Source organism: Sphaerisporangium sp. NPDC004334, assembly GCF_053602655.1.
In genome coordinates, this window is record NZ_JBSGDZ010000052.1 from 21,934 (window position 1) to 34,536 (window position 12,603).

At 70.2% G+C, this 12,603-nt stretch carries 12 protein-coding genes, 3 tRNA genes and 1 pseudogene; 6 read left to right on the top strand and 10 right to left on the bottom strand.

The window, feature by feature from the left end; genetic code table 11:
- Nucleotides 1-391: 391 nt before the first annotated feature.
- Nucleotides 392-2,101: a hypothetical protein gene (locus ACWEN6_RS39150; protein ID WP_452577100.1), complete on the bottom strand. Its 1,710-nt coding sequence runs from the start codon at nucleotides 2,099-2,101 to the stop codon at nucleotides 392-394.
- Between the two features lie 223 nt (nucleotides 2,102-2,324).
- On the opposite strand from ACWEN6_RS39150, the gene ACWEN6_RS39155 reads away from it, so the two are divergent.
- A complete protein-coding gene (locus ACWEN6_RS39155; protein WP_452577102.1) occupies nucleotides 2,325-2,612 on the top strand; it encodes a hypothetical protein in 288 nt (95 codons plus the stop codon).
- Here ACWEN6_RS39155 and ACWEN6_RS39160 read toward each other — a convergent pair.
- The 4 genes and pseudogenes from ACWEN6_RS39160 to ACWEN6_RS39175 form a co-directional block, all read right to left on the bottom strand.
- Entirely contained in the window at nucleotides 2,609-2,731 is a 123-nt protein-coding gene (locus ACWEN6_RS39160; RefSeq protein ID WP_452577103.1) for a hypothetical protein, read from the bottom strand. The two genes, ACWEN6_RS39155 and ACWEN6_RS39160, sit on opposite strands and share 4 nt — an antisense overlap.
- Nucleotides 2,732-2,883: 152 nt before the next feature.
- On the bottom strand, nucleotides 2,884-3,111 hold the full coding sequence (locus ACWEN6_RS39165; RefSeq protein WP_452577105.1) for an integrase core domain-containing protein: 228 nt from the start codon (nucleotides 3,109-3,111) through the stop codon (nucleotides 2,884-2,886).
- Nucleotides 3,112-3,153: 42 nt separating this feature from the next.
- A pseudogene (locus ACWEN6_RS39170) lies at nucleotides 3,154-3,747 on the bottom strand (IS3 family transposase); the annotation flags it as partial.
- A 352-nt stretch (nucleotides 3,748-4,099) separates the two neighbouring features.
- A tRNA-Val gene (locus ACWEN6_RS39175) sits at nucleotides 4,100-4,171 on the bottom strand.
- A 445-nt stretch (nucleotides 4,172-4,616) separates the two neighbouring features.
- Between ACWEN6_RS39175 and ACWEN6_RS39180 the strand changes: the two genes are divergently transcribed.
- Complete coding sequence (locus ACWEN6_RS39180; RefSeq protein WP_248960202.1) at nucleotides 4,617-5,030, top strand: SsgA family sporulation/cell division regulator; 414 nt, start codon at nucleotides 4,617-4,619, stop codon at nucleotides 5,028-5,030.
- Between the two features lie 40 nt (nucleotides 5,031-5,070).
- On the opposite strand, the gene ACWEN6_RS39185 is transcribed toward ACWEN6_RS39180, so the two are convergent.
- Nucleotides 5,071-5,712 (bottom strand): DUF305 domain-containing protein, encoded by a 642-nt coding sequence (locus tag ACWEN6_RS39185; protein WP_452577107.1) that lies wholly within the window; start codon nucleotides 5,710-5,712, stop codon nucleotides 5,071-5,073.
- Nucleotides 5,713-5,807: 95 nt separating this feature from the next.
- Between ACWEN6_RS39185 and ACWEN6_RS39190 the strand changes: the two genes are divergently transcribed.
- Complete coding sequence (locus tag ACWEN6_RS39190) at nucleotides 5,808-7,247, top strand: LVIVD repeat-containing protein (RefSeq protein WP_452577109.1); 1,440 nt, start codon at nucleotides 5,808-5,810, stop codon at nucleotides 7,245-7,247.
- 89 nt (nucleotides 7,248-7,336) lie between these two features.
- Here ACWEN6_RS39190 and ACWEN6_RS39195 read toward each other — a convergent pair whose 3' ends face one another.
- From ACWEN6_RS39195 to ACWEN6_RS39210, 4 genes are all read right to left on the bottom strand, one after another.
- Nucleotides 7,337-8,167 carry an aminotransferase class IV gene (locus ACWEN6_RS39195; RefSeq protein WP_452577111.1) on the bottom strand — a complete coding sequence of 277 codons (831 nt, stop codon included), beginning with the start codon at nucleotides 8,165-8,167 and terminating at the stop codon, nucleotides 7,337-7,339.
- 25 nt (nucleotides 8,168-8,192) lie between these two features.
- Nucleotides 8,193-9,179 carry a chorismate-binding protein gene (locus ACWEN6_RS39200; RefSeq protein WP_354847655.1) on the bottom strand — a complete coding sequence of 329 codons (987 nt, stop codon included), beginning with the start codon at nucleotides 9,177-9,179 and terminating at the stop codon, nucleotides 8,193-8,195.
- A 253-nt stretch (nucleotides 9,180-9,432) separates the two neighbouring features.
- Complete coding sequence (hutH, locus tag ACWEN6_RS39205; RefSeq protein ID WP_452577113.1) at nucleotides 9,433-10,980, bottom strand: histidine ammonia-lyase; 1,548 nt, start codon at nucleotides 10,978-10,980, stop codon at nucleotides 9,433-9,435.
- Between the two features lie 16 nt (nucleotides 10,981-10,996).
- Nucleotides 10,997-11,719: an ArsR/SmtB family transcription factor gene (locus ACWEN6_RS39210; RefSeq protein ID WP_354847649.1), complete on the bottom strand. Its 723-nt coding sequence runs from the start codon at nucleotides 11,717-11,719 to the stop codon at nucleotides 10,997-10,999.
- A 42-nt stretch (nucleotides 11,720-11,761) separates the two neighbouring features.
- Here ACWEN6_RS39210 and ACWEN6_RS39215 point away from each other — a divergent pair, with 42 nt between their 5' ends.
- From ACWEN6_RS39215 to ACWEN6_RS39225, 3 genes are all read left to right on the top strand, one after another.
- Nucleotides 11,762-12,340, top strand: coding sequence for a hypothetical protein (locus ACWEN6_RS39215; protein ID WP_452577114.1), 579 nt, complete (start codon nucleotides 11,762-11,764; stop codon nucleotides 12,338-12,340).
- A gap of 67 nt (nucleotides 12,341-12,407) precedes the next feature.
- Nucleotides 12,408-12,480: transfer RNA gene (locus ACWEN6_RS39220), tRNA-Gly, on the top strand.
- Nucleotides 12,481-12,512: 32 nt separating this feature from the next.
- Nucleotides 12,513-12,583, top strand: a tRNA-Cys gene (locus ACWEN6_RS39225).
- Nucleotides 12,584-12,603 lie beyond the last annotated feature (20 nt).

Here is a 12,603-nt window from a genome sequence, read left to right on the forward strand (position 1 = left end):
CAGCACCGCGAGCCGCCATCCACTGGGCGAAGTCGGAGTTGGCGCCCTTGGCCGCGGACAGGCCGCAGGCGACCGGGCGGGCACGCGGAGGCCGGCCACGGTCGCCCGGAAGACGACGAAGGCCGCTTCCCCGAAAGGGAAGCGGCCTGTGACGTGGTGGGCGATACGGGGATGGAACCAGTGACCTCTTCGGCGTGAAGCAATGATCATCAAACTTTGATCACGAAAACAATGCTGTGACCAGCGCGGAGACGTCCGCTCCCCTTCGTGGGGGTGCCCCGGTGCGCCTCTGTGTTGTCACGCAGTTGGACACGCACGCGAGGGCTTACAAAGAACACGGCTTGTCAGCGGCAAGCGGCGACTGCGGCGAACTGGAGGCCAACGCTGTCTGTCACTGAACATGCACCGCGTGGCTTGTCTCCGCAGGCACGTATGCGTCATTTCCAACCCACTTGACGGCGTACCTGTACTCACCGCTCTCGACCGGTCTATCAGTGAAGCCGTACGATCCATCCTCACGAGGGGACACTGCCGGCAGGCTGGTGACCAGAGTGCCGTTACCGTTGGTCACAGTCCGCTGCACCACGAGCCTGGCGTTCGCGGGATTCATGCCTTCGGCATGGAACACTCCGCTGAACGCCATTCTTATGCGAACAGCTCCGCCGGCTGGACCTGTAAGAGTGAGCGACACCGGGTATTTGACCGTTGCCGTTGCCGCAGCACTGCTCCAGCGGAAGTCCCCGTCGCCACTCCAGAGCACGGTATAGGCGAACTCCCCACCGACCGGCGGGGTGTCGGTGACGGTGAAAGTACCGTCCGCGGCGGTCGTCACTCCACCGAGCGTCTCGCTGCTCCCATCGGGCATGCGGCGGGTCACAGTGAGCGGCTGTGCACCCGGAGCAGTCTCGCCAGGCAAATCGAGCCGGCCTGTCAGGGTGAGCGGTCGATTCGCCACCGGTTCCGACGGCGCCGTCAACGTCAGTGCGGATGCCGGGAGTGTGACGTCCTCAAGCCGCCACAGGTGCAGCCGGTCATAAGACGACCTCAGTACGGCGAAGACATCCGTACCGGAGAACGCGACGCTGCCCGCGACCACGTCGCCGACCTCATTGTCCTCCGCATAAGTCTTCGTTCCCGTCGATGCGTCGTACAAGGTGATGTCCGTGCCGTAAGCGCGCCCGCCCACGATGGCGGCTCCGTCCGGGCTGATGGCGACAGCCATCGGGAAGCCCGGGAAGTCCGGCTCCTCACCATAGGAACGAACCCTGGTCAGGGTAGTGGCGTCCCATCTCTCAAAATGGTAGGGAGAAGCGGATGCCGAGAGCACGTTCGATCCGTCCAGGGTAACGACGAGTTCGACCGGACTCGATGTAGCGTACGTGTGGCCGTCGATTTCGCCACGCAACGTGGGAATTCCGCTCACGTCGTAGATGAACAGGTCAGAGGGGCTACTCCCGGTTTCACCCACCGCCAGCGTGCTACCGCCGGCCGCGACCACGGGAGCGCCATGAAGGTCGGACGCAACAACGATCGGCTCCGGAGTCGGCACCGACAGATCGAGTCCAAGGACGCCGCCGTCATAAGAGAGGACGCAGCCGTACCCCACCCACAGCCAGTCGCCGGACTGCGCCAGGTTCGTCGGGCAGGGGTAAGCGGCGAGGTCGATGCGGCGAGTGATCGCCAGAGTGGCGGTGTCGATCTCCACCACCTGCTTGGGACCAATCAGGGCAGCGTAGAGGTGGGCGCCGTCCGGCGCCATCGCCAAACCGTAGGCGTCGGACAGCCCGGTGATCGCGCCTGCGAGCCCGCCCTCGGTGTCAACGACGACGATCCTGTCTCCGTTGGCGACGAAGACTTTTCCGTTGCCGACGGCCAGGTCCCCGGGTCTGGAGGACCAGTCCACACCGAGGTCCGTAGTGGAGTCGACGGCCGAGGCATTAGGAGTCAGGGCGACGAGGAGTCCGGCCGCCATGGCGAAGCTCGCAACAAGGCTTGACGACCGGCGCGCGAGCCGGGTGAACGTCGATGCGGCGGTGTGAGAACGTGCCAAGGATAACTCTCCGCTCGTGAGGGATGGGGAAAACTGCAGCGTCTTGATCAAGCCAGATAACCTGCCTGCGGTCAAGATCAGCGTTCAGTTAAGACCGAAATTATGAACAGCCCCACCTCGGGCCCGTGAGGAGCCCGGACGATGTTGAGAGCTGGGTTGCGTCCATGGAGGTGGCGTACGAGTGTTCGCTGGTAGTCAGCGTGACATCGTGAAACGAGGACGGCCATCACGTGATCCTTCGGGTGGCTGGACCGAAAATCGAAGGAGAAAGGCGATGGCCGTAAATGACAGTGCGCACCCCGATGTGGACATCATTCTGCGCAGCGCATTTCAGGAGGGCGTCAGCGGCCTTCCCCCGGATCAGCTGCTGATACCTCAACTCGTACAGGTGGCCGCCCTTGATGAGGATGGATGCCTCGACCGGGCGCGCTTCATGGGAGTAGACGACGCGGAACTGTCGGATCACCGGAATGCCCTCGAGGAGTTCCAGGAGTCCTCTTCTGTGGTGGCCGGCCGCGCGGAGACGCTGTCGGTGAATTCGCGCTCCGGGTGGCCGAGTTAGGCGAGCACGGCCGGTGCGCCCCCTTGGATGCGTCCCCGGCGGCTGAGCGCGGTCCCAGCGACCAGGCTGAGCGGGTAGTACGACCAGGACATCTCGATGGGGTCTTCGTCGCGCAGCATCAACCGGTGCCGCAGTATGGCCCGTTGTTCGCCCAGCTCGGCGCAATGGACTTGGGCGCGTCGACCTCTGCGACGTCGAGAAGCTGAACCGCGCCGGGTTTTGTGGAGACTCTGATGTGCCCCGGGTTAGGTGGAGTCGGCTCGATTGGCCGTCATGCCAGCTGGGTGTTTGAGTGCAGCGTCTCGTATCCGATCGGGGTCCGCATCCCTAGCGCGCTGTGGCGTCGTTGCCGGTTGTGGGAGATCCCCAGGTACTCGAAGATCGCATTCGCCAGCTCGATGCGGGTTCTCCACCTCTGGCGGTTGAGCAGCTCGGTCTGCATCCGTCCCCAGAACGACTTGATGACCGCATTGTCGAAGCAGTCGCCGATCGAGCCCATGGACGGCACCAGTCCCGAGGCTTTGGCTCGTTCGGTGAACGCTCAGGAGCTGTACTGCACCCCGTGGTCGGAATGGATCACCGTTCCGGCCTGCGGGCTGCGGTTGTGAATCGCCATCCCGAGGGCGCCTGTGACCAAGCCCGCGGTCTGGGCCGAGTCAATGGACCAGCCGACCACGCGTCGCGAATAGACGTCGAGCACGACGCAGCAGTAGACCTTGCCCTCCCGGGTCGGGTGCTCGGTGATGTCAGTGACCCACAGCTGGTCAGGCCTGCCCCGGGCGAACAGCCGATCGGCCATGTCGGTGGCGGTCGGCACCTGCGGCACGGGGCGCCGGCGGCGATGGCCGGGCAGGACCTTGATGCCGGCACGGTGCATCAGCATGGCGACCGCGCCATGTCCCACCGCGATGCCGCGGCCCACAGTGAGTTCGGCGTGCACCCGGCGGCCACCGTAGACGCCCCTGGAGGCGGCATGAACCTGGCGGATCACGTCGGTGAGCCACGCATGGCGCACCGACCGAGCTGATGGCGGGCGAGTGCGCCAGGCGTAGTAGCCCGACTCCGACACGCCCATCACCCGGCAACAGCAGACCTGGACAGGCAAGCCTTCGGCAGCCACCACCGAGATGGCCGCGAAGCGTCTTTTGGGGACACCACCTGGCGCAACAGCTCACCGGCTCGCCGGGGTCACCGCCAGCTCGGCCTCAAGCTCGGCGATCCGGCGGCGGGCGGCGACCAGCTCCAGGTGATCTGCCCTTGCCGGCCTGGCCGTAGGCGAACCCTTCAGCTTGAAGGAGCTTGGTCGCCTTGTGCAGCGCGGGCGGTCTTCGCTGACTTTCGCTGACAGCGATCGGCGAGGACGATCAGGAACCCGGCGGCGGCTCGTCCGAGGGAGATCTCCCCAAGGACTGATCGTCGGCCCCGGCAGGGCGGGGAACGGCAGAAGACCCGCAGGCTTGACGTTCGCCTGCGGGTCTTCGGGTGTGTGGGCGATACTGGGATCGAACCAGTGACCTCTTCGGTGTGAACGAAGCGCTCTCCCGCTGAGCTAATCGCCCTTCGCCGTGGCCTGCGCCCCGCTCGGAGTGCCTGCCGACGGGGAAAACCATACCTCACTCCGGAGGGTCCTGGCGAAGCGAGGCGAAGATCCAGTGGGGAAGGTTCCCGGGAGTCCGGCGGCGTGGCGCCCTGTTGTCATAGCATCGTCATGCCCCATACTCATCCGAATCGCACCACTTATGATCTTTACTCCGACACACCCGCAGATGCCCTGTAGGACGGCAGGACGACAGCTAAAACCCTTGCAAACACGCACCTCTAAGCGATGTTTGACCAGGTAGAGGCGCAAATGTCGGGCTGTGATATGCGTTACAGAAGGGCCCAGGAGCGGAATCTCTCCTCCAGGTCTCTTCGTTTCGCAGACACAGCTCCGAGCGAAGTCCTTCAGAGCACCGCAACCCAGGCCCCGCGCAGGGGACCCACCGACGAAAGGTTTGGCTGACGATGAACGCCACCGTCTCTGCCGAGCTGGGCCTTCGACTTGTGGTCCCCGACCGTACGACCGTCCCCCTGCTCGCCGGACTGAGCTACACCGCCGACGACCCGTACGCCATCAGGATGGCCTTCCACGTGGGGAACGACGAACCGGTCGAGTGGATCTTCGCCCGCGAGCTGCTCACCGTCGGCATCGTCAGGCGGGTGGGCGACGGAGACGTGCAGGTGTGGCCGGCCCGGGCCGACGGCGAGCGGACGCTGAACATCAGCCTCACCTCCCCCTTCGGCCAGGCCCTGTTCGAGGTGCCGCTGCCGCCGCTGACCGAGTTCTTGCACCGCACCTACGAGCTGGTGTCCGCCGGTCGCGAGACCGACTTCATGGACCTGGACGAGGAGCTGACCAACATGCTGTGGAGCTCCTGACCCGCCCGGCCGGCCCGCCCTCTCGGCCGCCCCGCCCCGCCTAACGCATCAGCGCGCGCATCCTGCCGATCTCCACGCGCTGCCCGGACGCCATGTCCTGGGCCATCTTCCGCATGATCTGGTCGGCGCCGCCCGCCAGTTCCTCCCCCGCCATCTTGAGCGCCCCCTCGTGGTGCCTGATCATCAGGCGCAGGAACAGCGCGTCGAAGGCCGCGCCCCGCGAGGCGCGCAGCCGGTTCATCTCCTCAAGGCTCGCCATGCCGTACGCGTCGGGGCCCGGTGAGGCCCCGTGACCGTCGTGACCGTCGTGACCGTCGGCTGCCTGGCGGCCGAGCGCCCGCAGCCAGCGCGTCATCACGTCGATCTCGGGCCGCTGACCGGCCGAGATGCGCCCGGCCAGGCGTCGTACCCCCGGCCCGGCGGCCCGTGAGGGGGCCAGGTCGGCCATCTCCAGGGCCTGGCGATGGTGCGGGACCATGCGCTCGGCGAAGCGGACGTCGGCGGCGGACGGCCCCCGGCCCGCGGTGCCGACCCGCTCGCCGGGCTCGGCGGTGCGTCCCCGGTCCCCCGGGGCGCCCGGGACGATCACCGGGGCGCCGGTCCCGCCGACGACGGGCTCGCCCGTCCGCGGGCTCCGGCTCGTGCAGGCGGTGATGGTGGAAGCCAGCCCGGATGCCAGCACAACCGTTACACAAACCCCGCACACGCGGCTCCGGATCGACATAGCTTCCATACTGCGACAGATTCCCATATGGGGTACGAGGCACGGGGGGCATTGTGGGCAGGCGGCGGATCGGCGTGTTCGCGTCCGCGGTGGGCGCGGTCCTGCTGCTCGGGGCATGCGCCGCCGATCCGGGGCAAGCGTCCCCGTCCGCCCCAGCACCGTCCACCGGCGCCGCCGCGGCGGCCTCGCCGGGTTCCTCCGCCGCCCCCGAGGCCGAGCGGCGCAGCGCCAACGCCAGGGTCGTGGCCCGGGTCCCGCTGTCGGCGCCGTTCGACGGCCATGAGGCGTGGGGCACCGACCTGGCCTTCCAGGGCGACTACGCCTACGTCGGCAACTACGAGGGCTTCACCGTCCACGACATCAGCGACCCAACCAAGCCCAAGGTGGTGACGCGGGTGGTGTGCCCCGGCGGGCAGAACGACATCTCGGTCACCGGGAACCTGCTGTTCCTGTCGGTGGACGACCCGCGGGACGGCGACACGTGCGACAGCTCCCCCGGCGACCCGCTCGGCGGCTGGGAGGGCGTGCGGATCTTCGACATCTCCGACAAGGCCCATCCGCGCTACGTCAAGTCCCTGGCCACGGCGTGCGGCTCGCACACCCACACGCTGGTGCCCGCCAAGGACGACCCCGGCAAGGTCTACCTGTACGTGTCCTCGTTCGGGCCGGACGAGAACTCCTCGACCTGCAAGCCGCCGCACGACTCGATCGCCATCGTCGAGGTGCCGGTGGCCGCGCCCGCGCAGGCGAAGATCGTCGCCCAGCCGCTGCTGTTCACCGACGGTGGCGCCGACGACGACACCCGGCCGGGCGCGACCAGCGGCTGCCACGACATCACGGTCTACCCCGAGAAGGACCTGGCCGCGGGCGCGTGCCTCGGCAACGGCATCCTGATGGACATCTCCGACCGGGTGCGGCCGAAGGTGCTCCAGCAGATCACCGACACCGAGAACTTCTCCATCTGGCACTCGGCGACGTTCAGCAACGACGGCAAGCGGGTGATCTTCTCCGACGAGCTGGGCGGCGGCGCCGCCCCGGCGTGCGACGCCAAGACCGGGCCGGACAAGGGCGCCGACGCGGTCTACGACATCACCGGCGACCGCAAGCTGGAGCGCAGGGCGTACTACAAGCTTCCCCGCTACCAGACCGCGACGGAGAACTGCGTGGCGCACAACGGCTCGCTGCTCCCCGTCCCCGGCAAGACGATCATGGTGCAGGCCTGGTACCAGGGCGGCGTGTCGGTGGTCGACTTCACCGACCCCGACCACCCCAAGGAGATCGCCTACGTCGACCCGGCGCCGCTCAGCGCCTCCGGCGACGAGCCGCGGCTCGGCGGGTCATGGTCGGCGTACTACTACAACGGCTACATCTACTCCAGCGACATCACCAAGGGCCTGGAGGTGATCGCGGTCGACGATCCGCTCACCGACCCGGCCAAGAAGGTGACGACGGCCGAGCTGAACGCCCAGACCCAGGTGGCCTACCCCGAGTGACCCCCGGCGCGCGCAGGGCCATGCCGGTCTCCTGATCACGGGGGCCGCCGCCGGCCCCCGTGATCAGGCGACGATGACGACTCGGGTGCTCAGGGGTCGATGTCGGCCGCGCTGCGCTCGGCGAACACCCGCATCGCCTTGGCGGTGATCGGGCCGGGCGCGGCGGGGAGCACGGTGTCGTCCACCAGGCGGATGGGCTGGACGTCGCGGGTGGTGGAGGTCAGGAACGCCTCCTCCGCCTCGTACAGGGCCGAGATCGGCACGTCGGTCTCCTCGCCGCCGTGCCACTCCAGCACCAGCGCGCGGGTCACGCCGGCCAGGCAGCCGGAGGCGATGGTCGGGGTGATCAGGGTGCCGTCGCGGACGATGAAGATGTTGCTGCCGGTGCCTTCGCACAGGTCGCCCGCGAGGTTGGCGAAGATGGCCTCCTGGCCGCCGCGCTCCTTGGCGTAGGCCAGCGCCTTGGCGTTGTCGCCGTAGGAGGTGCTCTTGATCCCGGCGAGCGCGCCGCGCTCGTTGCGCGGCCACGGCACCACGGTGACGGCGGCGCTCTCGGGGAACGGGGCCTGGGCGCCCACGATCACCACGGCGGTGGTCCCCTGGTTGCCGCGGTCGGAGCCGAGGGGGCCGTTGCCGCTGGTGTAGGTGATGCGGATGCGGCCGAGCGGCCACGGCGGGGCCGCGGCCAGGCAGGCGCGCACGCCGTCCGCGATCGCCTCCAGGTCGGGCTCGGGCAGGCCCAGGCGCTCGGCCGAGAGCTTCAGGCGGTCCAGGTGCCGCGTGAGCGCGAACGACCCGCCGTTCATGCACTTGATCGTCTCGAACACGCCGTCGCCGACCATCAGCCCATGGTCGAAGACCGAGACGCTGGCCTGCGCGGGATCGAGCAGCTCGCCGTTGACCCAGACCGGAACGTTCATCTGTCCAATCTCCATTCTTGCTTCGTCAGCCCCTCCCGGAGGCGAGCGCGACGAGACGGGAAGCCTTGAGCTCGGTCTCCCGCCACTCGCGCCGCGGATCGGAGCCCCAGGTGATGCCGGCTCCGGTGCCGAATCGGATGAGGTCGTGCTCGACCCAGAAGGTGCGGATGCCCACGGCCAGCGCGGCCCGCCGCCGGTCGGCGTCGACCCAGCCCACCGCCCCACAGTACGGCCCCCGTGGCTCAGGTTCGAGTTCATTGATGATACGAACCGCGGAGGACTTCGGCGCGCCGCTCACCGAGCCGGGCGGGAAGGTGGCGGCGAACAGCTCCGGCCACCCCTGGCCGTCGGCGAGTTCGGCCCGGACGGTGGAGACCAGGTGGACCAGCCCGGGGTGCTGCTCGATCTCGCAGAGGGCGGGGACTGTGACCGACCCCACTCGGGCGACCCGGCCGAGGTCGTTGCGCACCAGGTCGACGATCATGACGTTCTCGGCGCGGTCCTTCTCCAGCAGGTCGCCGGCGGTGACGCCGGTCCCCTTGATCGGCCGGGACTCCACCACGTCGCCGTCGCGGGACAGGTACAGCTCGGGTGAGGCCGACACGACGGCCATCCCCGGCACGCGGACGACGGCCGCGTACGGGGCGGGGTTGCCGCGCGCCAGCCGGGCGGCCAGCACCAGCGGGTCGGATTCCGGCGGCAGCCCGGCGGTCAGCACGCGGCAGAGGTTGGCCTGGTAGACCTCGCCCTGCTCGATGTAGGCGCGGATGCGCCGCACGCCGTCCTCGTACCCCTGCCGGTCCAGCGAGGTGGTCCACGCGAGGGACGCCGGCCACGGCCCGGACGGCGGGGGCAGCGGCGCCCGCTCGACCCGGTCGAAACGCGCGCAGGTGACCTTGCCTTCGTAGGTGACCACGACGGCCCACCAGCCGGTCCCGTCCAGGACCCCGAGATCGGTGGTCACCTCGCGCAGCCCGGTGGCCAGTCGACCGCCGACGTGGGCGAAATACACGGTTTCATTCTCTCGCGCGGGCCGGGCGCCCGCTGATGCGCGTCCGGCGATCAGCGCGGGCCCGGCGGGTCCAGACGGTCGGAGGCGGCGCACGCCGCGGGGTCGCATTCCCGGGGCCTCAGGCGAGCCGGCCGGTCACCGGCTCGGCCCGGACCCAGGGGCTTCAGGCGAGCCGGCCGGTGCCCGGCTCGGCCCGGGCTCAGGGGCTTCAGGCGAGCCGGCCGGTGCCCGGCTCGGTCCGGACCCAGGGGCTTCAGGCGAGCGGGCCGGTCACCGACTCGGCCGCCGCGACGACGCCGCCGCCGGCCACCAGGCGGGTCACCGACTCGATCTCCGGGGCGAGGAACCGGTCGGGCCCGGGGCCGGCCACCTCCTGGCGCAGGGCGGCGACCACGGCGCCGGTGGCGGGAGCGGGCTCCAGCGGCCGGCGCAGGTCGATGGCGCGGGCGGCGGTGAGCACCTCGACGGCGAGCACCCGGGTGAGCCCGTCGACGGCGCGGCGCAGCTTGCGGGCCGCCGACCAGCCCATGGAGACGTGGTCCTCCTGCATCGCCGAGCTGGGGATGGAGTCGACGCTGGCGGGCACGGCCAGCCGCTTGAGCTCCGAGACGATGGCCGCCTGCGTGTACTGGGCGATCATGTGCCCGGAGTCGACGCCCGGGTCGTCGGCCAGGAAAGCGGGCAGGCCGTGACTGCGGGCGACGTCCAGCATGCGGTCGGTGCGCCGCTCGGCCATCGAGGCGACGTCGGCGACGGCGATCGCCAGGAAGTCCAGGACGTAGCCGACCGGGGCGCCGTGGAAGTTGCCGTTGGACTCCACCCGGCCGTCGGCGAGCACCACGGGGTTGTCGACGGCCGAGGCCAGCTCGCGGCCGGCGACGGTGGCGGCGTGGTCGAGGGTGTCGCGGGCCGCGCCGGCGACCTGCGGGGCGCAGCGCAGCGAGTAGGCGTCCTGGACGCGGGTGCAGGAGTCGTCGCGATGGGAGGCCATGATCCCGGAGTCGCGCAGCAGGGCGCGCAGGTTGGCGGCCGAGGCGGCCTGGCCGGGATGGGGGCGCAGCGCCTGCAGTTCGGGGGCGAAGACCCGGTCGGTGCCGAGCAGGGCCTCCACGCTCATGGCCGCGCTCACATCGGCGGTCTTGAGCAGCCGGGTGAGGTCGTGCAGGGCGAGCACGAGCATGCCCAGCATGCCGTCGGTGCCGTTGACCAGGGCGAGGCCCTCCTTGGCGGCCAGCTCGACCGGCTCGAGGCCGGCCCGCTTCAGCGCCTCGGCGGCGGTGGTGTGCTCGCCGTCGCGATCGCGTACGGGCCCCTCCCCCATCAGGGCGAGGGCGACGTGGGAGAGCGGAGCCAGGTCACCCGAGCAGCCGAGGCTGCCGTACTCGTGGACCACAGGGGTGATTCCGGCGCTCAGCATCCCGGCCAGGGTCAGGGCGGTGGCCGGCCGCACCCCGGTGTGCCCGGTGGCCAGGGTGTGCAGGCGCAGCAGCATCATGGCCCGGACGACCTCGGTCTCGACCTCGGGGCCCGACCCCGCGGCGTGCGAGCGGATCAGGGACCGCTGCAGCTGGGCGCGCAGCGCGGGGTCGATGTGCCGGGTGGCCAGGGCGCCGAACCCGGTGGAGACACCATAGGCGGGGACGGGGCTCTCGGCGAGCTCCTCGACGCGCGCCCGGGAGGCGGCGATGGCCGCGACCGCCTCGTCGGTGAGGCGGACGGCGGCGCCGCCGCGGGCGACCTCGATGACGTCGGCGAAGCTCAGCGGCTCGGGACCGATCTCCACGACCTCGTTGTCGCGCATGGTGTCACTCTCTCGCTTAGGTAACTGGCGTATTGGATGTTAGCCCCTTACAGGAGAACATCGCGGCCAGCCCCTCGCCGCCCAGGTCGGTCAGCTCAAGCAGGCGCGGCGCGGGCCCCGGGCGGTACCACCCGCGCTCCAGCAGCGACCGGGTGATCGCCGCGCCGAGCGCGCCCGCCAGGTGGGGACGGCGCTCGGTCCAGTCCATGCAGGCGGGCGCGAACCGGCGGCGGACGGCCCGCACGGCGTCGACGTCGACGCCCAGCTCCGCCAGGGCCCGCCCGCCGTGCGCGGTGAGCTCGTAGGAGTCGCGGCCGGCCAGGTGCCCGGCCGCCAGCATGGCCTCCAGCAGCTTCACCCCGGCCCGTCCGGCCAGGTGGTCGTAGCAGGTGCGCGCCTCGCGCAGCATGCGGGCCTGCCGCGACTGGCGCAGCGACCGCACCTGCGGGCGGGGGCTCACCCGGGCCAGCACCTCCAGCACCTCGGCCACCTCGGGGCCGGACAGCCGGTAGTAGCGGTGGCGGCCCTGGCTGACCACGGTGACCAGCCCGCCCGCCAGCAGCCGGGCGAGGTGCGCGCTGGCCGTGGCCGCGCTCACCCCGGCCAGCCGGGCCAGCTCGCCGGCGGCCAGCGCCCGGCCGTCCAGCAGGGCGGTCAGCACGGCGGCGCGGGTGGGGTCGGCGATCAGCGAGGCGACCGCCGCGATGTCGGCGTCGTACGCCACGTACTCGGCAACCATGTTTCGACCGTAGCCCAACCATGCTTCCACCAGCATCGAAGCATGACCGAACCGCACGCGCCCGCCGCCGCCCGCGTCACGACCCCCTCCCCCACCATGGACGTCGTCATCTCCCCTCCCGTTGACGACGTCTCTCGCGGCACGGACGAGGTCATTCCCGCCCCCGTGGCGGAGGCGGACGGCAACCCGGGGGCGCTCGTCGTCGCGGCCGTCGAGCGCTGCCTGGCCCTGGCCGCGACCTGGCAGGCCTGGGACGGCCGTCCCATCGTGACCGACAGGGAGAACGTCTGGACTCCGGCCAAGGCGGCCAGGCGGATCCAGGACCACCTGGTCGACCACCTCGCCGAGGTGGAGGCGCTGCTCGCCGGGACACCGTCCCAGCCCGATGGCTGGCACGGGCGCGCGGTGACACTGGAGGCGGACTGGGCGCGCCTCACCGAGCTGGACCTGGCCGAGGCCCGCTCGCGGTGGACGCGACTCGGGGCCTGCTACCTGCACCGTTACGCGACCGCCGGTCCGGCGGAGTGGGATCTTCCCCGGGACCCGAACTGGACGCTGCGCCGGATCGCCGAGCACGTGGCCGGAATCACCTGGTACGCGGAGCAGGTCGGCGCGCTCTGAGTTTGGGGAGTCGGCCGGGATTCGCTAGAGTTCTCTGCGTGAGGCCGGGTGTTCACCGGCCGATCACGCGGACGTGGCTCAGCTGGTAGAGCATCACCTTGCCAAGGTGAGGGTCGCGGGTTCGAATCCCGTCGTCCGCTCGGAGAGGCCTTGCCGCGACGAGGCCTCGCCCGGTGGAGTGGCCGAGAGGCGAGGCAGCGGCCTGCAAAGCCGCGTACACGGGTTCAAATCCCGTCTCCACCTCCGCGCGACGATCGACGCAC